This is a genomic window from Lentzea sp. NPDC003310 (genome assembly GCF_040610935.1).
GTDB lineage: Bacteria > Actinomycetota > Actinomycetes > Mycobacteriales > Pseudonocardiaceae > Lentzea.
Genome location: NZ_JBEXNC010000012.1, coordinates 213,960 through 235,571, shown reverse-complemented (window position 1 = coordinate 235,571; position 21,612 = coordinate 213,960). Strand labels below are relative to the sequence as shown.

The following is a 21,612-nucleotide window of genomic DNA, read 5'->3' as shown; positions in this document are numbered from 1 at the left end:
ACCTGTGGGAACCCGACTGCACCTGGCCGCCGCGCTGCACGCGACCGGCGAAGAGGCTTTCACCGCAAGGCGTTGGGCGGAGCTCGTGCGCGAGGCCGAACTCGGCACGCTCGACTTCGTGACGTTCGGCGACTCGCTCGGCGGCCGGCCGGGCCTCGACGCGGTGCTCACGGCCGCGCGCGTCGCGCCGCTGACCACGCACGTCGGCCTGGTGCCGACCGCGGTGGTGACGCACACCGAGCCGTTCCACCTGTCCAAGGCGATCGCGACGCTCGACCACGTCGGCAGGGGACGCGCGGGCGTCGAGCTGACCGTCGCGCCCGACGCCGCCGACGCGCGGCACTTCGGGCGCCGCACGGTCGGTCCCGAGCCCGAGCTGTGGGAGGAGGCGCGCGACTACGCCGAGGTCCTGCGCCGGTTGTGGGACAGCTGGGAGGACGACGCGGAGATCCGCGACGAGGCCACCGGGCGGTTCGTCGACCGCGAGAAGCTGCACTACATCGACTTCGAGGGCCGGTGGTTCAAGGTGCGCGGGCCGTCCATCACGCCGCGCCCGCCCCAGGGCCACCCGCTGATCGCGGCCACCGAACCGCTGGGCGACGTCGTGTTCTCCGACGACGCCTCGGCCTCCGACAGGCTCGTGTTCCGAGACGTCGACGCCACCACGTCCGCGGACCAGCTGATCGCCTGGCACGAACAGGGTTTCGCGGGCTTCCGGCTGCACGGCGACCTGCGCCGGATCACCCGCGAACTGGTGCCGGAGCTGCGGGAACGGGGCGTGTTCCGCACCGAGTACGAGCACACGACGTTGCGCGGCCACCTCGGCCTCGCCCGGCCCGCCAACCAGTTCGCCTAGAGGAGCGCGGAGATGACCAAGCAGATCCACCTCGCCGCGCACTTCCCCGGCGTGAACAACACGACCGTGTGGAGCGACCCCCAGGCGGGCAGCCACATCGAGTTCGACTCGTTCGTCCACTTGGCACAGACGGCCGAGCGGGCGAAGTTCGACTTCTTCTTCCTGGCCGAGGGACTGCGGCTGCGCGAGCAGGGCGGGAAGATCTACGACCTGGACGTCGTCGGCCGCCCCGACACGTTCACCGTGCTCGCCGCGCTGGCCGCCGTCACCACGCGCCTGGGCCTCGCGGGCACGATCAACTCCACCTTCAACGAACCGTACGAGGTGGCCCGGCAGTTCGCCTCGCTCGACCATCTGTCCGACGGCCGCGCCGCCTGGAACGTCGTGACCTCGTGGGACGCCTTCACCGGCGAGAACTTCCGGCGCGGCGGATTCCTCGCCCAGGAGGACCGCTACACCCGCGCGGAGTCGTTCCTGCGCACCGCCTGGAAGCTGTTCGACACGGGCGTGGGGCCGTTCGAGCACCGCGACCAGCACTTCGACATCGGCGGCACGTTCGGCGTCCCGCGCTCGCCCCAGGGCCGCCCGGTGATCCTCCAGGCCGGGGACTCCGAGGAGGGCCGCGAGTTCGCCGCCGCCACCGCCGACGCGATCTTCTCCCGGCACGGCACCCTGGAGGCGGGCCAGAAGTTCTACCGCGATGTCAAGGGCAGGCTCGCGAAGTACGGCCGCACGCCCGACCAGCTGAAGGTGCTACCTGCGGCCACGTTCGTGCTGGGCGACACCGACGCGGACGCGCAGGAGAGGGCCGCGGTGGTCCGGCGGCAGCAGGTCAGCGGGGCGACCGCGATCCGGTTCCTGGAGCAGGTGTGGAACCGCGACCTGAGCGGCTACGACCCGAACGGCCCGCTGCCCGACGTCGAGCCGGTGACGGGGGAGAACACGATCGCGCAGGGGCGGGCGAGCGTGCGGATGTTCAAGGACCCGGCGCAGACCGTGCGGGAGTGGCGGGAGAGGGCCGCAGCCAAGAACCTGTCCATCCGGGACCTCGTGATCGACGTGAGCGCGCGGCAGACGTTCATCGGGTCGGCGGACAGCGTCGCCACGCAGATCGACGACCTGGTGCAGCAGGACGCCGCCGACGGCTTCATCCTCGTGCCGCACGTGACACCGGGCGGGCTCGACGAGTTCGCCGACACCGTCGTGCCGCTGCTGCAGGAACGCGGTGTCTTCCGGTCCGAGTACTCAGGTCCGACGTTGAGGGATCATCTCGGTATCCGATAGTTGTTCAACCTTTGGACGTCCTTGCCCGGCAGGTTCTCCGAACCTAACGTGAGCGTCGTTGAGTGAGTGCTCCTCAAGAGCGCAGGGAAGGGAGGACAGGATGACCGCCCTGTCCTCCCGCTGTCTCATCAGCTGTACGAGCTGACTCCGCTCGCTCGTCCCACGTTCCCCGCCGCAGCAAGGACTCGCCATGACCTCTGGCACGCTGACTCCACCGTCCACAAAGGACGACGATCTCTCCGCGTTACCCGTCGTGCCCGCCCGCCACCCGTGGCGCTGGGTCGGCGTCGCGTTCGTGCTGGTGCTCGCCGCGCAGTTCGTGCACGGCCTGGTCACGAACCCCGCCTGGGACTGGCCGACGTTCGCGCGGTACTTCACCGCCGAGTCGATCGTCACCGCCGTTGGCACGACGATCTTCCTGACCGTGTCCGGCACCGCGCTGGGGTTCGCGCTCGGCATCGTCGTCGCGGTGCTGCGGATGTCGAAGAGCCCGTTCCTGAGCGCCGTCGGCTGGACCTACATCTGGGCGTTCCGGTCGATCCCGCTGATCGTGCAGCTGCTGTTCTGGTTCAACATCTCCTACCTGTACCAACGGCTTTCGCTCGGCATCCCGTTCGGGCCGGAGTTCGTGAGCTTCGAGACGATCTCGCTGATCAGTCCGATGGGCGCGGCCGTGCTCGGCCTCGCGCTGCACCAGGCGGCGTACGCGGCGGAGATCGTCCGGTCCGGCGTCATCTCGGTCGACCGCGGCCAGCTCGAAGCCGCCGCCGCACTGGGCATCCCGAGGTTCCGCCAGTTCCGCAGGATCGTGCTGCCGCAGGCGATGCGCTCGATCCTGCCCAACGCCGCCAACGAGGTGATCAGCCTCTTCAAGGGCACGTCGGTCGTCTCCGTGATGGCCATCGGCGAGCTCTTCTACCAGGTGCAGGTCATCTACGGCCGCAACGCCCGCGTCGTCGCGCTGCTGATGGTCGCGACCGTCTGGTACATCATCCTGACCACCCTGCTCTCGATCGGCCAGCACTACGTCGAGCGCTACTTCGCGCGAGGAGACCGCCGGTGATCGAGGTTCTGGGCGTGCACAAGAGCTTCGGGACGCTCGAGGTGCTGCGCGGGGTGTCGCTGGAGGTCGCGGCGGGCGAGGTCGTCGTGGTGCTCGGGCCGTCCGGGTCCGGCAAGTCCACGTTGCTGCGCACCATCAACCACCTGGAGAAGGTCGACCGCGGGTACATCACGATCGACGGCGACCTGATCGGCTACCGGCGTCGTGGCGGGAAGCTCCACGAGCTGAAGGAACGCGAGATCCTCAAGCAGCGCAAGGACATCGGGTTCGTCTTCCAGAACTTCAACCTGTTCCCCCACCTGACCGCGCTGGAGAACATCGCCGAGGTCGCGGACCTCGCCGACGCGCGGCACTTCCTCGGCCGCGTCGGGCTCGCGGACAAGGAGGACGCCTACCCGCGGCAGCTCTCCGGCGGCCAGCAGCAACGCGTCGCCATCGCGCGGGCACTGGCCACCCGCCCCAAGGTCGTGCTGTTCGACGAACCGACCTCCGCGCTTGACCCGGAACTGGTCGGCGAGGTCCTCGACGTCATGCGCGACCTCGCCCGGTCCGGCACCACGATGGTCGTCGTCACGCACGAGATCGGCTTCGCCCGCGAGGTGGCCGACCGGATCGTCTTCATCGACGGCGGCGTGATCGTCGAGCAAGGAGCACCCGACCAGGTGCTCGACCACCCCGTCCAGGAGCGCACCCGCGCCTTCCTGTCCAAGGTCCTGCAGTAAGGAGCTCGTCGTGCGGAAACTACTTCTCGCCGTGCTGGCGTTCGGTCTGGCCGCGTGTGGCACCGCTGGTGGTGAGGAGCAGGCGGGGTCCGACCCGGGCGTCAACCTGACCCCGCAGCAGAACCGCGTCACCGCGACCAAGGACGACAAGATCGCCGCGAAGGTCCCGGAGAAGTTCAGAACCAAGGGGGAGCTGACAATCGGCGGCTCCGCCGGCACCGCACCACCACTGCGGTTCTACGCCACCGACGACAAGACCGTCATCGGCGTCGAGACCGACATCGCCACGCTGGTCGCCGACGTGCTGGGCCTCAAGGCCAAGCTGGAGGTCTCCTCCTGGGAGAACCTCTTCGTGGGCCTCGACAGCGGCGCCTACGACCTCGGCCTGTCCAACATCACGGTCACCGAGGCGCGCAAGGAGAAGTACGACTTCGCCACCTACCGCCTCGACACCCTGGCGTTCGAGGCTAAGAAGGGCGGCACCTGGAAGGTGAAGGAGCCCAAGGACGTGGCGGGCAAGGTGATCGCCGTGACGTCCGGCACCAACCAGGAGAAGATCCTCGTCGACTGGAGCGCGCAGAACGTCGCCGCCGGGCTGCAGGCCACCGACATCAAGTACTTCCAGAACTCCTCGGACTACTACCTCGCGCTGCAGTCCGGCCGCATCGACGCCTACCTCGGCCCGAACCCGCCCGCCGCCTACCACGTGAAGACGTCCGGGCAGACCGAGGTGATCGGCAACTTCTCCGGCGGCGCCACCGTGCAGGGCAAGATCGCCGCGACCACGAAGAAGGACAGCGGGCTCGTCGGCCCCGTCCAGGAGGCGCTCAACCAGCTGATCGCCAACGGCAAGTACGCCGAGGTGCTCCAGCGCTGGGGCCTGTCCGAGGAGGCCGTGCCGACGTCGGAGATCAACCCGCAGGGTCTGCCGAAGAGCTGAGGAGGTGCGTCATGAGGTTCAGCATCACCATCGACACCGACGACGAGGACACCGCGGTGCGGCTGCTCGGCGCGCTCAAGGACGTGGGTCTCGCGCCCGCCCTGGAGGCCACGGTCGAGGAGGTCGACGTCCGGGTCCTGCCCGACACGCGGCAGGTGCTGGTGCACGACCGGCCCGTCGACCTGACGCGGCTCGAGTTCGAGCTCCTGCTGCACCTGTGCTCGCACACCGACCGCGTGCACCGCAGGCGCGAGCTGCTGGCGACGGTGTGGGGCGTGAACGACGACTACAGCGGCGCCCGCACGGTCGACGTGCACGTCCGGCGGGTGCGGCAGAAGCTCGGCGACGCGGCGGAGGTCATCCAGACCGTGCGCGGTGTCGGCTACCTGGTCGCGTCGAGCGCGCGGTGCCGGGTGGAGCGCTCGCCGAACGTGGTGCGGCTCGCGGACCGGCGGGCCGGGTGACCGACGAGGTCCTCTGGACGCGGCCGGACGCCCCCGAGGTCGCCGGGATGATGGCGGAACTGCTGCACGAGTACGTGAGCAGGTACGGCCCGGCGGCCCGGGAGCGGATGGCGCGGTTCCCCGACCACGAGCTGACCGCACCGCACGGCGGCCTGGTGGTGCTGCTGCGGGACGGGAACGCCGTGGCGGGCGGCGCCTTCCGGCGGTACGACGAGCAGACCGCGGAGCTGAAGCGGATCTGGACCTGCTCGTCGCACCGCCGGCAGGGCCTCGCGCGCCGGGTGCTGGAGGTGCTGGAGGCCGAGACGGCCCGCCTCGGCTACCGGCGCCTGTACCTGACCACCGGTCCGCGCCAGCCCGAGGCGCGCGGGCTGTACCTCGCGGCGGGCTTCACCCCGCTGTTCGACGTGGCGGCCGTGCCGACCGGGCCGTTGCCCTTCGAGAAGGCGCTGACCGTGCCGCAGGCGGCCTGAAAACCGATTGCTCGCCCCGAAGCCCCGGTGTTACACAGGACGCCGGACTGGGGAGTTGATCGATGCTCGACGGCGAGACCGCCACGGACGTGTCCCTTGTGGACGAACTGGTCCGCACGCAGTTCCCGCACTGGCACGGGTTACCGGTCACCGAGGTGCGGCACGGCGGCACCAGCCACGCCCTCTACCGCCTGGGCGACGAGCTCGCGGTGCGCCTGCCGCGCCGCGAGTGGGCCAGGGACGAGGCGGCCAAGGAAGCCGACACCGTGCCGCTGGTCGCGCCGCACGTGCCGGTCGCCGTCCCCGAGCCCGTCGCGCTCGGCGAACCCACCGGCGCCTACCCGTACCAGTGGTCCGTCGTGCGCTGGGTGCCCGGCGGGATGCTGCCGTCCGAGGAGGCGGCCGAGGACACCCCGCTGCGCCTCGCCACCCTGATCCGCGCGCTGCAGGAGGTCGACCCGGCCGACCGGCCGTGGAAGGCCGGCCGGGGCCGGCGCGACCACGGCGGCGACGACCGCGACGACGCCGTCCGGGCCTGCATCGAGCAGGTCGGCGGCGACCCGCGGCTCGTCGGGATCTGGGAGGACGCGATCGCCGCCCCGCGCTGGGACCGGCCCGGCCGGTGGGTCCACGCCGACCTGCACGTCGGCAACCTGATCTTCACCGGGACGGCGCTGACCGGCGTGATCGACTGGGGCAGCGCCGGTGTCGGCGATCCCGCGGCCGACCTCATGACGGCCTGGATCTACCTCGACGAACGCGGCCGCAAGGCGTTCCGGGCCGAGATGGGCGAGTACGACGAGGCCGACTGGGCGCGCGCGAAGGGCTGGGCGCTCGACCTCGCCGTGCTCGCGCTGCCGTACTACCGCGACACCAACGAGTTCCTCGCGGGCATCGCGAGCCGCACCCTCGACCAGCTCTGCCCCGGATGGGACTCCTGATGCACAGCTCGCTGGTGGACGAGATGATCCGCGCGCAGTTCCCGCACTGGCACGGGTTGCCGCTGGTCGAACTGGAGCACGGCGGCACCGACCACACCATCTACCGGCTCGGCGACGAGCTCGCCGTCCGGCTGCCGCGCGTCGAGGAGGCCCGCGACCAGGCCGCGCGGGACTTCGAGGTCCTGCCCCGGCTCGCGCCGCACCTCCCGCTCGCCGTCCCGGAACCGGTGGCCCTCGGCGCCCCGACCGAGCGGTACCCGTACCGGTGGTCGGTCGTGCGCTGGCTGCCCGGCGAGGTCTCCACGATCGAGGCGGCGGGCCCGCACACCGGCGCCCGGCTTGCCGAGTTCCTGCTGGCGCTGCAGAAAGCCGACACCACCGGCGAACCGTGGACCACCTACCGCGGCCGCCACGACATCTCCGTCGGCGACGCGGGGGTGCGCTGGGCGATCGCGAAACTCGGCGGCGACCCGGTGTTCACGGCGATCTGGGACGAGGCGGTCGCCGCGCCGCGCTGGCGCGGCCCGCTCACCTGGGTGCACGCCGACCTGCACCGCGGCAACCTGCTCTTCACCGGGGACGAGCTCACCGGCGTGATCGACTGGGGCCGGGCGGCCGCCGGTGATCCCGCGGGCGACCTCATGACCGCGTGGTGGTTCCTCGACGAACGAGGCCGGGCGCAGTTCCGGCGCGAGCTGGACGGGGTCGACGACGCGACCTGGGCCCGCGCCCGCGGCTGGGCGCTGGAGTTCGCCGTGCTCGAACTGGCCCGCCGCGGCGACGGCAACCCGTTCCTCGCCGGCATCGCCCGCCACACCCTCGCTCAACTACGCGCGGAACGCGCCGGGTGACACGCCCGTCTCGCGGACGAAGAACTTCGTGAAGTTCGTGGCCTCGCTGAACCCCAGCCGGTGCCCGATCGCCGCCGACGACAGGTCCGTGTGCACGAGCAGCCGTTTCGCCTCCAGGGCCACGCGGGCGTCGATCAACGCCTTGGCGGACCGGCCCGTGGCGGCCAGGCAGATGCGGTTGAGGCTGCGCGCCGAGTAGCCGATCCGTGCCGCGTACTCGGCGGCGTTGCGGGTGGTCGCGAACGACCGCTCGAGCTCCTGCCGGAAGCGGTCGAACCGCGCGTCCTGCGGGGGAGCGTCGCCGGGCAGCCGGGCGACGCGCAGCAGCAGCGCGCCGAGCAGGTGGCGCAGCAGGTCGACCGGTTCGTCGGTGAGCAGGTTGCGCCGGTACTCCTGCTTCAGCTCGGCGATCGCCCGGCCGAAGACCGATCGCTCGGCCGGAGGCACCGCGTGCGAAACCGGGCCGAACGGGCTGAGCGCCAGCGGCGGGAACGCCGGGGTGAACAGCACCATCGACGCCTCCGCCGAGCCCACCGGCAGGCGGAGCACACGGCCGGGACCGACGTGCAGCAGCGTGCCGGACGAGCACGCGTGGTCCTCGAAATCGACCATGGTGGTGCCGGTGCCCGCGGTGAACAGGAACAGCTGGTGGAAGTCGGTGCGGTGCACCTTGGACAGTGTGTCCTCGCTGAGCCTGCGGCGAAGCACGCCCAGGTCGAGCACTTCGAGGCCCAGCCGCCCGCGGTCGGGGTTGCTGAAGCCGAACTGGGCGACCTGTCCACTTCTGACCATGGTGAGGCGGGATCCTACCTCGATCTGACGCTGTTCGCGGACCACTCTGTGAGCCATGGACAACAAGGGAATCGTGCTCAAGGCCACCGGCGAGCTGTTCGGCGACAAGGACCCGTCCGCAGTGGACCGCTGGGTGGCACCGGACTACCGCCAGCACAGCTCGCTCGTCGCGGACGGGCCGGAGGCGTTGCGCGGCCTCGTCGCGAACCTCCCCGAGGGCTTCCGCTACGAACTGGCGCGCGTGGTCGCGGACGGCGACCTCGTCGCGCTGCACGGCGTCTACCACGGCTTCGGCCCGGAACCGCTGGTCGCGTTCGACCTGTTCCGGGTCGAGGACGGCAAGCTCGCCGAGCACTGGGACGCGCTCACGCCGGTCGTGCCGCGGACCGCGAGTGGACGGTCCCAGGTGGACGGTGCGGCACAGCCCGCCGACGTGGACACCGAAGGAAGCCGGGCGCTCGTCGCGGAGTTCGCGCAGCGGATCCTGCAGGACGCCGACTACTCGGTGCTGACCGACTACATCTCCACCGAGACCTACCTGCAGCACAACCCCGAGGCCGCGGACGGGCTCGACGGGTTCGGCGCGGCGGCCGCCGAATGGGCGCGGCAGGGGCGCAACCTCGTCTACAAGACCGTTCACCGCGTCGTGGCCGAGGGCGACCTCGTGCTGCTGCAGTCCGAAGGCGAGTTCGGCGAACCGGTCGCCTACTGGGACCTGTTCCGCGTGCAGGATGGGCGAATCGTCGAGCACTGGGACGTCATCGCGCCGATCCCGGCCGCCCTGCCGCACGGCAACGGGCTGTTCTGACGTGCTCGCCACCCTGTCCGACTACCGGGACGCGGTCGCGCTGGACGAGCCCTTCCGGCCGCTCGGCGCGCCCGCTCCCGCCGAGCAACTCGACGGGCTCACGACCCTCGCCCTGCGCATGCTGTGCGACGACCCGTGGGTGGGGCGGTTCGACGTGCCCAGGACGCCGTTCGAACGCCGGCGCCTGCTGAGGGCCGTGCTGACGATCCGCGAACCCGCGCCGCTCGACCCGGAGCTGGTGGCCGTGCTCGACGCGGTGCTCGGCGGGGAACGGCTGCGGCGGCCGCTGGTGAGCGCGGAGACGCTGCCCGCGCCGGTCGCGCTCTGGCGCGGGGACATCACCCTGCTGATGGCCGACGCCGTCGTCAACGCCGCCAACGACGCCCTGCTCGGCTGCTTCCAGCCGATGCACGCCTGCGTGGACAACGCCGTCCACCGCATCGCCGGGCCGCGGCTGCGGGCCGACTGCCGGGCGATCATGGCGCTGCAGGGCACGGCCGAGCCGACCGGCACCGCGAAGATCACCCGCGGCTACCACCTGCCCGCGCCGTTCGTGCTGCACACGGTCGGGCCGATCGTGGCCGGTCCGCTGCTGCCCGCCCACGTGAGTGCTCTGGCCGACTCCTACCGGGCGTGCCTCGACCTGGCCGCCGAGGTCCCGCGCATCCGCTCGATCGCGTTCTGCGGGATCAGCACGGGCATCTTCGGCTTCCCGAAGCGGGAGGCCGCGCGCGTCGCGGTCGGCACCGTCCGGGACTGGCTCGCCGCCCGTCCCGGCTGCGTCGACCGGGTGGTCTTCGTGGTGTTCGGCGGCGAGGACGAGACGATCTACCGGGAGCTGCTGTGACGCTCGAACGCTGGCTGGACGAGGCCGACCGGGTGCTGATCGCGGCGGGCGCGGGGCTGTCGGCGGCCGCCGGGTACGACTACTCGGACACCGAGCGGTTCGCGGAGCTGTTCCCGGTCCTGCACCGCAGGGGCCTGTGGGCGCGCTACCAGCTGATCGGGCTGCCGCTGCCGCCCAGGTTGCTGTGGGGTTACTGGTCCGTGCACGTCGACGACGTCCGGTTCGGGGAGGGACCGAACCCCGTGTACACCCGGTTGCGCGAGCTGGTCGGCGCCCGCGACCACTTCGTCGTGACGTCCAATGTGGACGGGTTGTTCGCGCGCAACGGGTTCGCCGAGGACCGGATCTGGACACCGCAGGGGGACTACGGCCGGTACCAGTGCGAGACGCCGTGCACGCGCGAGACGTGGCCGAGCAGGCCGATCGTCGAGGCCGCGCTCGCCACCTACGACGCGGCGACGGGGGAGGTGTCCGCGGTGCCGTCGTGCCCGCGCTGCGGGGGAGCGGTGTTCCTCAACGTGCACAAGGGTCCCGAATACGTGCCCGACCACTACGAACCCGCGGGGATGCGGCTGCGTGAGTGGCTCCGCGACGGCGTGCTCGTGATCGAGATCGGCGCCGGGCACAGCACGCCGGGGGTCGTCCGCGCACCCGTCGAGGCGCTGGTCCGCGCCCTGCCAAGCGCTCGGTTGGTGCGGGTCAACCGCGACCACGCCGAGGTGCCGGCCGATCTTGGTGAACGGGCGGTGTCTGTCCGGGCGGACGCCCTGGAGGTGCTCTCCCGGGCATAGCACACGGCGCTATCCGCGAATCGGAGCAAGACGCCCCGCCATCTGGTGCCATTCGTCAGGTTACGTACGTGAGAAAGTTTCACCACCCTCTCGACGGCGACTCGGGTTTGTGCGTACGGTGAGCGCGCTGTCACCGTACCGGCCAGTAGTAACCCTAGCTGAATTCCTTTCTCCCCACCCTGCCGGGTGAGGAAGTGAGCGCAGTGAACATGCTGTCGGATCGAGAACGGGTGCTGTGCCTGAGTCCCTTCGGCACCCCCAACGCGGCCCTCGTGGTCGCCGCCGAACGAGCGGGCGGGCTCGGTGTGCTCGACCTCGGGCCCCGCGCCGCCGCCGACCTCCGGCGCGTCACCACCCGTCATCCGCGCGCCTTCGGGGTGCGCCTGCGCGGACCGTTGGCGGTGCCCCTGCCGGACGCCGTCGACACCGTCGTGGTCGATCTCGCCCGCTACGCCCCGAACCGCACTGAACTGGGCGAACGCCGCGTCCTGGCGGTGATCACCTCGGTGGCGGAGGCCGTTGCGGCGATCGAGTACGGGGCGACCGGCCTGGTCGCGAAGGGTGCCGAGTCGGGCGGCCGAGTGGGTGGTTCGCCGGCGTTCGTGTTGCTCCAGCAGGTGCTCGCGCTGACCGATCTGCCGGTCTGGGCGGCGGGGTCGATCGGCCCCGACACGGCGGCCGCGGCGATCGCCGGGGGCGCGCGCGGAGTGGTGCTGGAAGGCCAGCTCGCGCTCGTCGCGGAGACCCGAAAACATATTTCCGGTGAAATTGTCAACGCGGTCCGGATGATGGACGGCGCCGACACCGTCGTGAACGACGGGTTACGCGTCCATGTTCGTCAAAACACGCTCGAAATTGGTCAAGAAGGTTCCTTGGCTGATTTCTACCGTAGCTCGTTCGGGACCGTCGGCGGTGTCGTCGGCGCGATTGCCCGGGGCATTCGGGACAATCTCACCCTGGCGGGTGAGCACCGGCCGGTCCGGCCGGGCGGACCGTTCTGCGACCGCGTGCCCGGCCTGCGGTACCCCATCGCGCAGGGCCCGATGACCCGCGTCAGCGACCAGCCGGCGTTCGCCGCGGCCGTCGCGGAGGGCGGCGCGCTGCCGTTCCTCGCGCTCGCGCTGATGGAGGGCCCGGCGGTCCGGACGCTGCTGGAGCAGACCGCCGCGAGGCTCGGCGACCGGCCGTGGGGCGTCGGCCTGCTCGGCTTCGCACCGGCCGAACTGCGCGCGCGGCAGATGGAGGCCGTGCTCGCGGTACGGCCGAAGTACGCGATCGTCGCCGGGGGAACGCCCGCGCAGGCCCGTGAGCTGGAAGACGCCGGCATCGAGGCGTTCCTGCACGTGCCGTCGCCCGCGTTGCTGCGGCGGTTCCTCGACGAGGGTGCGCGCAAGTTCGTCTTCGAGGGCTCGGAGTGCGGCGGGCACACCGGCCCCCGCACCAGCTTCACGTTGTGGCAGCAGCAGATCGACGTGCTGCGCGGCCGGGAGGAGGACGTCGTCGCGCTGTTCGCGGGCGGCATCCACGACGGCCGGTCGGCCGCGATGATCTCGGCCATGACCGCGTCGATCGCGGCGCGGGGCGCGGCCGTCGGCGTGCTCGTCGGCACGGCGTACCTGTTCACCGAGGAGGCCGTGGCGCACGGTGCGATCCAGCCGGTGTTCCAGCAGGTCGCGCTGGAGTGCGAGGACACCGCGCTGCTGGAGACCTCGCCCGGCCACGCCGTCCGCTGCGCGCAGACGTCCTATGTGGACACCTTCGAGCAGGCGCGCGCCGAGCTCGCCGGACTGCCCAAGCAGGAGAGCTGGGAGAAGCTCGAACAACTGAACCTGGGACGGCTCCGGCTCGCCAGCCGCGGTCTGGTCCGCGACGAGGGCGGGCTGAAGGCCGTCGGCGAGGACGAGCAGCGCCGCGAAGGCATGTTCATGATCGGCCAGGTCGCGACGCTGCGCTCCGAACGCACCACGATCGCCCGGCTGCACGAGGACATCGTGTCCGGTGTGCTGCCCGAGACCGCCTCCGAGTCCGCCGAGGCCGCACCGCTCGACGTCGCCATCGTCGGCATGGCCGCGATCATGCCGGGCGCCCGCGACGTCGCCGAGTTCTGGTCGAACGTCCTGGCGGGCACCGACTCCATCACGGAGATCCCGCCGGACCGCTGGTCGCCCGAACGCTACGGCAGCCCGTTCCGCTGGGGCGGCTTCCTCCCGCGCACGGCGTTCGACCCGCTGGCGTACGGGATCCCGCCCGCCTCGCTGACCTCGATCGAACCCGCGCAGCTGCTGGCGCTCGAAGTCTCGGCGCGGGCGCTTCAGGACGCCGGGTACGCGACCCGGGTGTTCGACCGGGAACGCACCTCGGTGATCTTCGGCGCCGAGGCCGGTGCCGACCTCGCGAACGCCTACACGGTCCGCACCGCGCTGCCCGCCCTGGGCGTCCGCGGCCTGGAGGACCACCTGCCCGCGCTGACCGAGGACTCGTTCCCCGGCGTGCTCGGCAACGTGATCGCCGGCCGGGTCGCGAACCGGCTCGACCTCGGCGGCGCGAACTACACGGTCGACGCGGCCTGCGCGTCCAGCCTCGCCGCGCTCGACGTGGCGTGCAAGGAACTCGTCGGCGGCACCAGCGACACGGTGCTGTGCGGCGCGGTCGACCTGCACAACAGCGCGCACGACTACGAGATGTTCGCGTCGGTGAAGGCGTTGTCGGCGCGCGGCCGGTGTGCCACGTTCGACTCGGCCGCCGACGGCATCGCGCTAGGTGAAGGCGTCGCGGCGGTGGTGCTGAAGCGGCTCGCCGACGCCGAACGCGACGGCGACCGCGTCTACGCGGTGATCAAGGGCATCGGCGCGTCCAGCGACGGCCGGTCCCGGGGCCTCACCGCACCCCGTCCGGAAGGCCAGCAACGGGCCCTGCGCCGCGCCTACGCGTCGGCCGGGCTGCCCGTCACCGACGTCAGGCTCGTGGAGGCGCACGGCACCGGCACCGTGGTGGGCGACCGCACCGAGCTCGCGTCGCTGACCGAGATGTTCTCCGGTGTCGAGCCCGGTACCTGCACCATCGGTTCGGTCAAGTCGCAGATCGGCCACACCAAGTGCGCCGCCGGACTCGCGGGCGTGATCAAGGCCGCGCTGGCCGTGCACACCGGTGTGCGGCCGGGGACGCTGCACGTCAAGCAGCCCAACGCCTTCTGGGACGCGGACACGAGCCCGTTCGCGTTCGGCCACCGCACGTGGGCCGCCCGCGACCGCGTGGCCGGCGTGAGCGCGTTCGGGTTCGGCGGCACGAACTTCCACACCGTGCTGACGTCGTACGACGGCGCCGACGAGCCGTGGCACGGCCTGACCGCGTGGCCCGCCGAGCTGTTCCTGATCCGCGGCGACGACCAAACGGCTGCGCAGCGCGAGGCCACTCGCCTCGCCGCCCTGGTCGACGAGCGCACGCCGTTGCGTTCGCTCGCCGCGGCCTGCGGTGAGGGCACCGTGCAGGCGGCGTTCGTGGTGAGCACGCACGCCGCTTTGCTGGAAGCGTTGCAGGACGTCGAGGCCTGGCGTTCGTCGGACGTCGTCTCGCTGCGGACCGGGGAGCGGCCTCGGGTGGCGTTCCTCTACCCAGGCCAGGGCAGCCAGCGGCCGGGCATGCTGCTGGACCTCGTCACCGCTTTCCCGCGCCTGCAGGACTTCCTCGACGCGCGCTACGAGCCGGTGATGTACCCGCCGGCCGCGCTGACCGCCGAGGACGTGGCACGGCAGCGCGCGGAGATCACCGACACCCGCAACGCCCAGCCAACGCTCGGCATCGCCGGGCTCATGGTCACGGCGCTGCTGGAGTCCGTCGGCGTGCGACCGGATCTCGCCGGTGGCCACAGCTACGGCGAACTGGTCGCGCTCTCGGCGGCCGGCGCGTTCGACGCCGCCGAGCTGCTGGACCTCAGCCGTGCCCGCGCCGAGGCGATGCTGGAGGCGGTCGGGGCGGACCCCGGCACGATGGCCGCGGTGAGCGCGCCGTTGGCGGAGGTCGAGGCGCTGCTGCCCGCGGACGTCGTGGTGGCCAACCACAACGCGCCGTCGCAGGTCGTGATCTCCGGCCCCACGGAGGCGGTGCGTGACGCGGTGACGCGGCTGCGCGACGCCGGCCTGACCGTGAAGGACATCCCGGTCGCGGCCGCGTTCCACAGCCCGCTGATGGCCGGAGCCCGCGACCGGTTCGCCCTGCGGCTGGCCGAGGTCCCGTTGGGCGCACTGCGCTTCCCGGTGTGGTCGAACGCTTCCGCCGAGCCGCATGTGGACGTGGCCGAGGGCCTGTCCGCGCAACTCGCGGGCCGCGTGCGGTTCGTGGACCAGGTCGAGTCGATGTACGAGGCCGGCGCGCGGATCTTCGTCGAGGCGGGCCCCGGCGGCGTGCTGACCTCGTTGGTCGGCAAGACCCTGGGCGACCGCCCGCACCAGGCGTTGCGCTGCGACGACCACGTGACGTTCCTGCGCACGCTCGCCGCACTCGCGGTCGCCGGTGTCGAGGTGGACACCGCGCCGCTGTTCGAGGACAGGGCCGAACCCGCCACGGCGGTGCCGCCACGGCCGGGCTGGTACGTGGATGGAGGACTCGTGCGGGACGCGAACGGCGACGCCCTGCCCGGCGGGCTGAGGCCCGCCACGGAGTTCCCGACCCTGAGCGCGGGTTCGGGACTGGGGCGCGACGAGATCATCGAGAAGTTCCTGGACGGCATGCGCGACGCGGTGAGCGCACAGCGCGACGTCCTGCTGAGCTACCTCGGCACCGAACCGGCCGCGGTGCCTCCGCCGCGGCAGGTGATCGAACACCCCGTTGCTGCTGTCGCCGAGGTCGTGGCCGCGCCGCAGGAGGACGTCGGCACGGTGGTGCTGCGGACCATCAGCGCGCGCACCGGCTATCCGGTCGAGATGCTGCAGCCGGGGCTGGACCTGGAAGCGGACCTGTCGATCGACTCGATCAAACGCACCGAGATCGTCGGCGAGCTGGTGGCCGAGCTCGGCGCGGCCGGGTCGGTGGACGAGCTGGCGCAGCTCAAGACGATCGAGGGGATCGTCGGCTGGTTCGGGGAGGTGCCGGTCGCTGCCGTGGGCAAGGACGTGCGGGAGGTGGTGCTGCGGACGATCAGCACCCGCACGGGCTACCCGGTGGAGATGTTGCAGCCGGGGCTGGACCTGGAGGCCGACCTGTCGATCGACTCGATCAAGCGCGCGGAGATCGTGGGCGAGCTGGCCCAGGAGCTCGGCGCGGTGGGGAAGGTCGACGAGCTGGCGCAGCTCAAGACGATCGACGGGATCGTCGCGTGGTTCGGGGAGGCGCCGGCCCTCGCCGCCTCGCCCGCACCCGCCGCCACCGCACCTGCCGCTGTGCTCGCGGCTGCGGGAGCTGACGTGGGTAGCGCCGCGCCGGCCGCCACCGCCACTCCAGTCGTGCCCGCCGCCACCCTCACGACTCCCACTCCGGGCCGCCTCGTCCGCCTCGTCCCCCAGGTGGTCCCGGCCGACCCCGCCGCCCCCGCCGACCTCACCGGCAAGACCGTCCTCGTCATCGACGACAACGGCATCGGCCTCGAACTCGCCGACCTCCTCGAACGCCACGAAGCCCACCCCCGCGTCGAGACCGACTTCCCGGCCGACCTCACCGGCGTCGACATCGTCGTCCGCCTGCACGCGCGCCTTCCGGAGGCGTTCAGCGAGGTCAAGGCCTGCCTCACGAACGGGGTCGCGCTGCTCGTCGTCACCACCGGTGGCGGCACGTTCGGCTTCGACCACCAGCCCGACGAGCTGCCGTCCGACATCGGGCTGCACGGGCTGGTCCGCACGGCCGCGCTCGAGTACCCGGACCTCGTCGTGCGCTCGGTCGACGTCAACCCCAAGGAGAGCCACCGTGACATCGCCACCGCGCTGCTCGCCGAGATCGGGCCCGGGCCGGCCGTCGTCGGGTACCACTCGGGCAGGAGGCAGGTCATCGACACCGTCGAGACCGCACTCGAGCCCCTGGAGCTCGGCCTCGACGAGGACAGCGTCGTGCTGCTCACCGGAGGCGCGCGAGGCATCACCGCGCTCGTGGCCCAGGCGCTCGCCGACCGCACCGGGTGCCACGTCGAGCTGATCGGCCGCACGCCGATCGCGGCCGAGGACCACCGGCTCGCCCACGCCGCCACGCAGCCGGAGCTCGTCAAGGCGTTGTTCGAGCTGGGGGAGACCCAGAACGTTCCGGCCAAGGCGAGCAAGGTGCTGGCCGAGCGCGAGGTCCGCGAGACGTTGGAACGTTTGCGCGACAAGGCGTCCAGCGTGCGGTACCACCAGTGCGACGTCACCGACGCCGACGCCCTGAGCGCAGTGATCGCCGACGTCAAGGCGCGGTTCGGGCGGCTCGACGGCGTGATCCACGGCGCCGGGGTGCTCGACGACAAGCTGATCGAGGCGAAGACGCAGGAGTCGTTCGACCGGGTCTGGGCGACGAAGGTGAACGGTGCCAAGGCGTTCGGGGACGGGTTCCTCGTGTTGTTCGGCAGTGTCAGCGGGGTGTTCGGCAACCGCGGGCAGGCCGACTACTCGGCCGCCAACGACGCGCTCGACCGGATGGCGCGGTTCTGGGGTGCGCAGCGCCGGGTCGTCGCCGTCGACTGGGGTCCCTGGGCCGGGGCGGGCATGGCCGCCGGGCTCGCGGGCGAGTACGCGCGGCGCGGGATCCCGCTGATCCAGCCCGAACAAGGGGTTTCCGCGCTGCTGGACGAGATCGCCGGCGGCCAGGACGTGCAGGTGGTCTACCGATGGGAGGCATAGCTATCGTCGGGATCGGCGCCGTCTTCCCCGGTGCCCCGGACGCGGCGGCGTTCTGGCGCAACATCGCGGGTGGTGTCGACGCCATCGGGCAGATCCCGCCCGGCCGCTGGGACCCGGCCACCTACTACGACCGGGACAGCACGACCGGCGACCGGTTCTACTGCCGCAAGGGCGGGTTCGTCGACGACCTCGCCGAGTTCGACCCGACCCGGTTCGGCATCATGCCGTCCACTGTGGACGGCGCGGAGCCCGACCAGCTGCTCGCCCTCGCCACGGCGGCCGAGGCCATCGCGGACGCGGGCGGCGAGACGGCGCTGCCCAGCAGAGATCGCGTCGGCGTCGTCGTCGGACGCGGCGGGTACCTCACGCCCGGTTGCGCGCGGCTCGACCAGAAGGTGCGGCTCGCCGACGAGGTCGTCCAGGTCGTGCAGGACCTCTTCCCGCACCTCGCGGGCACCGACCTCGCCACCGTCCGCCAGGCCATCCGCGACCGGCTCGGACCCGAGCAGCCCGAGGCGTCGATCGGGCTGGTGCCGAACCTCGCGGCCTCGCGCATCGCCAACCGGTTCGACCTCAAGGGCACCGCCTACACGGTCGACGCGGCGTGCGCGTCCGGGCTGGTCGCCGTCGAGCACGCCGTCCGCGAGCTCCAGGAGGACCGCGCGGACGCCATGCTCGCCGGCGCCGTCCACGTCTGCCACCACCCGACGCTGTGGAGCGTCTTCACCCAGCTCAGGGCGTTGAGCCCGACCGAGCGCATCCGGCCGTTCGACGAGGCGGCCGACGGCACGCTGCTGTCCGAGGGCGTTGGCATGGTCGTGCTCAAGCGCCTCGAGGACGTCCGTGACGAGCGCGTCTACGCGGTGATCCGCGGCATCGGCAGTGCGAGCGACGGCCGCGCCACCAGCATGATGACGCCCAACCCGGACGGCCAGCTCCTCGCCGTGCAGCGGGCCTGGGACCACGCCGGCCTGGACCCCCGCACGAACCCACCGGCGCTGATCGAGGCGCACGGCACGGCCACGCCCGCCGGCGACGCCGCCGAGCTGCGCACGATGATCAGCGCGTTCGGCGAGCACGGCGACGAGATCGGCATCGGCACGGTGAAGTCGATGATCGGGCACGCGATGCCGGCCGCCGGCATGGCCGGGCTGATCAAGGCCGCGCTCGCCCTGCACCACCACACGCTCCCGCCGACCCTGCACGTCGACAACCCGCACACCAGCCTGACCGGCACCAGGTTCACGCCCGTGACGAGTGCTCGCGAGTGGACCGGACGGCACCGCGCGGTCGTCAACGCGTTCGGGTTCGGCGGGATCAACGCCCACGCGGTGCTCGACGGCCACACGATCGCCCAGCCGCGCAAGCCGGTGCTGACGTTCGCCGCCGACACCGCCGAGGAACTGGCGCAACACCTGAAGGAACGCCGCACCTCCAGCGCGGACCGGGCGTTCCGGCTCGCCATCGGCAACCCCGACGACCGCAAGCTCAAGCTCGCCGAACGCGTGCTGGCACAGGGCAAGGCCTGGCCCGGCCGCCACGACATCTGGTTCTCCCCGCAGCCGCTGCTGACCGGCACCGACCAGGTCGCGTTCGTGTTCCCCGGCTTCGAACGCGAGTTCACCGGCGAGGTCGTCGACCACGCCGTGGCGCTGCTGCAGGACGGCCGCAAGCAGGCCCGCGAGCTCATGGCGCTCGGCATCACGCCGGGTGCGCTCGCCGGGCACAGCATGGGCGAGTGGACCGCGATGGTCGTCGGCGGCATCTACCCGACGATCGACGAGTTCGTCGCGGCACTCGGCCCCGGCGCGGTCGCGGTCGTCGACATCGCCTACGCCGCACTGGGGTGCTCGGCCGACACCGCCGAGCGGTACCTGGTCGACGGCGTCACGGTCAGCCACGACAACTGCCCGCACCAGTCGGTGATCTGCGGCCCGATCGACCGCCTCGAAGAGGTGCTCACCACCCTCAAGGCGAACGGCGTGATGGCGCAGCTGATGCCGTTCCGCACCGGCTTCCACACCCCGGCGCTCGCCCCGTACCTGGGCCGGGCCAGGGAGATGCTCGACCAGCTGCCGGTCCGCACGCCGGAGGTCCCCGTGTGGTCGGCGAACTCCCTCGCGCCCATGGAGGCGGGCGAGGTCCGCGACCTCGTGCTGCGCCACCTGGTCGAGCCCGTCCGGTTCCGGCCGCTGCTGGAACGCCTGCACGGCGCGGGTTTCCGGGCGTTCGTCCAAATCGGACAGGGCAGCCTGCCGGGGTTCGTCGGAGACACGCTGGGCGACCGGCCGCACCTCGCCGTGAACGCGGACATCGCGCCGGAGGCGTTGTGGGCCTTCGGGCTCAAGCGCGGCACCGCCCACGGCGTCAAGCTCCGGCTCGGCACGCCGAAGATCAAGCTCGACGCGCTCGGCACCGCACCCGTGCTCGTCGCCGACGACAGCCCCGTGTCGGCCGCGGTCACCAAGCTCCTCGCCCACACCAACGCCGTGGCGCGCGAGGTCGCCGGCGCGCTGCGGCCGAACGAGGCGGGCTTCACCCGCGAGTTCTCCCTGCGCACGATGCCGGAACTCGTCGACCACTCGGTGTTCCCGCAGGCGCCCGGCTGGCCGGATCTCGCGGACGGGTTCCCGATCGTGCCCGCGACCGGCCTGCTGGAGGTGTTCGCGGACGCCGCCCGCCGCCTCACCGGCGGCACGGTGCACGGGTTCGCGCGGGTCAGGGCCAAGCGCTGGCTCACGGCGCTGCCCGCGACGACCGTGAAGGTCTCCGCCCGCGCGGAGGGGCCGGACCGGGTCGTCGTCAAGGTCGGCGACTACGCCGAGGGCGTCGTGTTGATGTCGCCGCAAACCCTTGAACGCGTCGGGAAGCAGCTCGAAGGCGTGCGCGAGGCACCGGTCACGGCCGCCGAGCTGTACCGGGACAACTGGATGTTCCACGGACCGGCGTTCGCGGGCGTCACGAGGATCGACTGCCTGGCGGACAACGGGATCGCGGGCGTGCTCACGCCGTTGCCCGCGCCCGGAGCGCTGCTCGACAGCGCCGGGCAGCTGATCGGCCACTGGATGCAGGTCTGCCGGACGGTCGACCAGACCGTGCTGCCGACCGGCATCGAGTCGGTGACGTTCCACGGCCCCGCGCCGACCGGCGACGTCCAGTGCACCGCGTGGATCCGCGAGGTCACGCCGCAGACGATGGTCGCGGACGCCGAACTGGTCGTCGACGGCGCGCTGTGGTGCCGGATCACCGGCTGGACCACCCGCCGCTTCACCACCGACGACCGGATCTGGCAGGTCAAGCTCAGGCCCGGCACCGAGCTGCTGTCCACACCGGACGGTGAGTGGCTGGGCGTCGCGGAGAACTGGTCCGACAGCGCGACGCGCGACCTGATCATGCGCCGCTACCTGAACTCCGCCGAGCGGCGCCACTACGGCGACCTCGACGTCCCGGCCCAGCGCGAGTGGCTGCTGCGGGTGATCGCGGTGAAGGACGCCGTGCGCACGTGGCTGTGGGGCCGCGGGGCGGGGCCGGTCTACCCGGCGGAGCTGACCGTGACCGCCGACGGACGGGTGCGCGGGGCCTTCGCCGTCCCGCGCGTCGAAGTGACGAGCGAACCAGGGCGAGCCGCGGCCCGCGTGCGAACGGAGATCTGATGGACGAGGTGCTGCAGCAGGTCGCCAAGCTGATCACCGAGGTGGTCGGGCCGGACTTCCTGCTGGGCGTGGAGATCACCCGCGACACCACGTTCAGCGACGACCTGGGCCTGGAGTCGATCGAGTTCGTCGCGCTCGCGGACAAGCTCAACGCCCACTACGGCGTGGATCTCGTGGCCTTCCTGGCGGACATGGACATCGACGAGATCATGGCGATGTCCGTCGGCCGGCTCGTCGACCACATCACGGCCCGTGTCTGACGTCCACGCCCGAGGGCTGCGGTTCCACGTGCAGCAGCTGGGCCGAACACCAGGAGAAACAGGCACAGCA

16 protein-coding genes are annotated in these 21,612 nt (G+C 71.9%); 15 read left to right on the top strand and 1 reads right to left on the bottom strand.

Translation table 11 applies throughout. From position 1 onward, the window contains the following. Nucleotides 1–4 precede the first annotated feature (4 nt). The 9 genes from ABZX02_RS25780 to ABZX02_RS25740 all read left to right on the top strand — a co-directional run bounded on the left by ABZX02_RS25780 (nucleotide 5) and on the right by ABZX02_RS25740 (nucleotide 7,594). Nucleotides 5–856: an LLM class flavin-dependent oxidoreductase gene (locus ABZX02_RS25780; RefSeq protein WP_355301432.1), complete on the top strand. Its 852-nt coding sequence runs from the start codon at nucleotides 5–7 to the stop codon at nucleotides 854–856. 12 nt (nucleotides 857–868) lie between these two features. Continuing rightward, entirely contained in the window at nucleotides 869–2,140 is a 1,272-nt protein-coding gene (locus ABZX02_RS25775) for an LLM class flavin-dependent oxidoreductase (protein WP_355301430.1), read from the top strand. A 190-nt stretch (nucleotides 2,141–2,330) separates the two neighbouring features. Beyond that, on the top strand, nucleotides 2,331–3,203 hold the full coding sequence (locus ABZX02_RS25770) for an amino acid ABC transporter permease (protein WP_355301428.1): 873 nt from the start codon (nucleotides 2,331–2,333) through the stop codon (nucleotides 3,201–3,203). Further along, nucleotides 3,200–3,925 (top strand): amino acid ABC transporter ATP-binding protein, encoded by a 726-nt coding sequence (locus tag ABZX02_RS25765; protein WP_355301426.1) that lies wholly within the window; start codon nucleotides 3,200–3,202, stop codon nucleotides 3,923–3,925. The genes ABZX02_RS25770 and ABZX02_RS25765 overlap by 4 nt, the downstream gene beginning before the upstream one ends. Nucleotides 3,926–3,935: 10 nt before the next feature. Further along, entirely contained in the window at nucleotides 3,936–4,865 is a 930-nt protein-coding gene (locus ABZX02_RS25760; protein ID WP_355301424.1) for an ABC transporter substrate-binding protein, read from the top strand. A gap of 11 nt (nucleotides 4,866–4,876) precedes the next feature. After that, nucleotides 4,877–5,329: a winged helix-turn-helix domain-containing protein gene (locus ABZX02_RS25755; protein ID WP_355301422.1), complete on the top strand. Its 453-nt coding sequence runs from the start codon at nucleotides 4,877–4,879 to the stop codon at nucleotides 5,327–5,329. Beyond that, nucleotides 5,326–5,802 carry a GNAT family N-acetyltransferase gene (locus ABZX02_RS25750; protein ID WP_355301420.1) on the top strand — a complete coding sequence of 159 codons (477 nt, stop codon included), beginning with the start codon at nucleotides 5,326–5,328 and terminating at the stop codon, nucleotides 5,800–5,802. The genes ABZX02_RS25755 and ABZX02_RS25750 overlap by 4 nt, the downstream gene beginning before the upstream one ends. Before the next feature lie 62 nt (nucleotides 5,803–5,864). Next, nucleotides 5,865–6,743, top strand: a complete 879-nt coding sequence (locus ABZX02_RS25745) for an aminoglycoside phosphotransferase family protein (protein WP_355301418.1) — start codon at nucleotides 5,865–5,867, stop codon at nucleotides 6,741–6,743. Further along, nucleotides 6,743–7,594, top strand: coding sequence for an aminoglycoside phosphotransferase family protein (locus ABZX02_RS25740; RefSeq protein ID WP_355301416.1), 852 nt, complete (start codon nucleotides 6,743–6,745; stop codon nucleotides 7,592–7,594). The genes ABZX02_RS25745 and ABZX02_RS25740 overlap by 1 nt, the downstream gene beginning before the upstream one ends. Here ABZX02_RS25740 and ABZX02_RS25735 read toward each other — a convergent pair. Continuing rightward, the gene (locus ABZX02_RS25735; protein ID WP_355301414.1) at nucleotides 7,571–8,443 is read right to left on the bottom strand and encodes a helix-turn-helix transcriptional regulator; all 873 of its coding nucleotides are present in this window, start codon (nucleotides 8,441–8,443) and stop codon (nucleotides 7,571–7,573) included. The two genes, ABZX02_RS25740 and ABZX02_RS25735, sit on opposite strands and share 24 nt — an antisense overlap. On the opposite strand from ABZX02_RS25735, the gene ABZX02_RS25730 reads away from it, so the two are divergent. The 6 genes from ABZX02_RS25730 to ABZX02_RS25705 all read left to right on the top strand — a co-directional run bounded on the left by ABZX02_RS25730 (nucleotide 8,442) and on the right by ABZX02_RS25705 (nucleotide 21,542). Next, nucleotides 8,442–9,194, top strand: a complete 753-nt coding sequence (locus ABZX02_RS25730; RefSeq protein ID WP_355301412.1) for a nuclear transport factor 2 family protein — start codon at nucleotides 8,442–8,444, stop codon at nucleotides 9,192–9,194. The two genes, ABZX02_RS25735 and ABZX02_RS25730, sit on opposite strands and share 2 nt — an antisense overlap. A gap of 1 nt (nucleotide 9,195) precedes the next feature. After that, nucleotides 9,196–10,041, top strand: a complete 846-nt coding sequence (locus ABZX02_RS25725) for a protein-ADP-ribose hydrolase (protein WP_355301410.1) — start codon at nucleotides 9,196–9,198, stop codon at nucleotides 10,039–10,041. After that, complete coding sequence (locus ABZX02_RS25720; RefSeq protein WP_355301408.1) at nucleotides 10,038–10,832, top strand: hypothetical protein; 795 nt, start codon at nucleotides 10,038–10,040, stop codon at nucleotides 10,830–10,832. Before ABZX02_RS25725 ends, ABZX02_RS25720 begins: the two co-directional genes overlap by 4 nt. A gap of 194 nt (nucleotides 10,833–11,026) precedes the next feature. Further along, nucleotides 11,027–17,629 (top strand): SDR family NAD(P)-dependent oxidoreductase, encoded by a 6,603-nt coding sequence (locus ABZX02_RS25715; protein ID WP_355301406.1) that lies wholly within the window; start codon nucleotides 11,027–11,029, stop codon nucleotides 17,627–17,629. Then, complete coding sequence (locus ABZX02_RS25710; RefSeq protein ID WP_355301404.1) at nucleotides 17,617–21,282, top strand: beta-ketoacyl synthase N-terminal-like domain-containing protein; 3,666 nt, start codon at nucleotides 17,617–17,619, stop codon at nucleotides 21,280–21,282. Before ABZX02_RS25715 ends, ABZX02_RS25710 begins: the two co-directional genes overlap by 13 nt. Beyond that, nucleotides 21,282–21,542 (top strand): phosphopantetheine-binding protein, encoded by a 261-nt coding sequence (locus ABZX02_RS25705; RefSeq protein ID WP_036014077.1) that lies wholly within the window; start codon nucleotides 21,282–21,284, stop codon nucleotides 21,540–21,542. The genes ABZX02_RS25710 and ABZX02_RS25705 overlap by 1 nt, the downstream gene beginning before the upstream one ends. Nucleotides 21,543–21,612: the final 70 nt, after the last annotated feature.

Bases quoted from the DNA above. Each gene is read 5' to 3' on its own strand.
- ABZX02_RS25705 (WP_036014077.1), top strand. From the start codon at position 21,282: ATGGACGAGGTGCTGCAGCAGGTCGCCAAGCTGATCACCGAGGTGGTC.
- ABZX02_RS25730 (WP_355301412.1), top strand. From the start codon at position 8,442: ATGGACAACAAGGGAATCGTGCTCAAGGCCACCGGCGAGCTGTTCGGC.
- ABZX02_RS25710 (WP_355301404.1), top strand. From the start codon at position 17,617: ATGGGAGGCATAGCTATCGTCGGGATCGGCGCCGTCTTCCCCGGTGCC.
- ABZX02_RS25770 (WP_355301428.1), top strand. From the start codon at position 2,331: ATGACCTCTGGCACGCTGACTCCACCGTCCACAAAGGACGACGATCTC.
- ABZX02_RS25745 (WP_355301418.1), top strand. From the start codon at position 5,865: ATGCTCGACGGCGAGACCGCCACGGACGTGTCCCTTGTGGACGAACTG.
- ABZX02_RS25775 (WP_355301430.1), top strand. From the start codon at position 869: ATGACCAAGCAGATCCACCTCGCCGCGCACTTCCCCGGCGTGAACAAC.
- ABZX02_RS25735 (WP_355301414.1), bottom strand. From the start codon at position 8,443: ATGGCTCACAGAGTGGTCCGCGAACAGCGTCAGATCGAGGTAGGATCC.
- ABZX02_RS25755 (WP_355301422.1), top strand. From the start codon at position 4,877: ATGAGGTTCAGCATCACCATCGACACCGACGACGAGGACACCGCGGTG.
- ABZX02_RS25740 (WP_355301416.1), top strand. From the start codon at position 6,743: ATGCACAGCTCGCTGGTGGACGAGATGATCCGCGCGCAGTTCCCGCAC.